The 513-nt window shown below is 58.3% G+C and carries 1 protein-coding gene; it reads right to left on the reverse strand.

Translation table 11 applies throughout. The annotated features are described in order from the left end of the window. Nucleotides 1–101: 101 nt before the first annotated feature. Nucleotides 102–513, reverse strand: a 412-nt coding sequence (gene arsN2 / locus ABD679_RS15305) for an arsenic resistance N-acetyltransferase ArsN2 (RefSeq protein WP_344760887.1), incomplete at its 5' end; no start/stop codon positions are given.

Raw genomic sequence — 513 nt, forward strand, 5'->3', positions numbered from 1 at the left:
CGAACTGCAGGCTGAAGCCTTGGCACTGGCTTGAGCGGCATGCTTCAAGACAGTTGCTGAATTAAGCCGAACCGCGAAGCGGTTTCGGCTTGAATGAATTGTTAGCTGCCAACCGACTTTGCCATGAAAGCGGACGACGACGGACAGAGATCAGAGAATTGGCTGGTGGCCGCGATAGAAGCGGGCGCCGCATCCCGGGCAACATGACTGTATCCGCGTCGCTCAAAGAAGTCGGTGGCTGTGGTGGTTAGCAAGTACAAGGTGCCAACACCTTGCTGGGCAGCAAATTGCTCGGCATGAGCGACAAGGGCTGCCCCTAGGCCAACGCCGCGTCCGGTGTCTTGTACCGCCAGGGACCGCAACAATGCGGCAGGGCCGTACATCTCCAACCCGACGATGCCACGGAGCTGGTTATCTGCGACGTATCCAAATAACGCGACGATCGAATTGCCTTGCAGATCGGATATGGGCAAGGCATTGGCCGCGAGCAACGCCTCGGCGCTCGGGTTTAGT

This window comes from Luteimonas lutimaris (genome assembly GCF_039537065.1).
Classification (GTDB): Bacteria; Pseudomonadota; Gammaproteobacteria; order Xanthomonadales; family Xanthomonadaceae; genus Luteimonas; species Luteimonas lutimaris.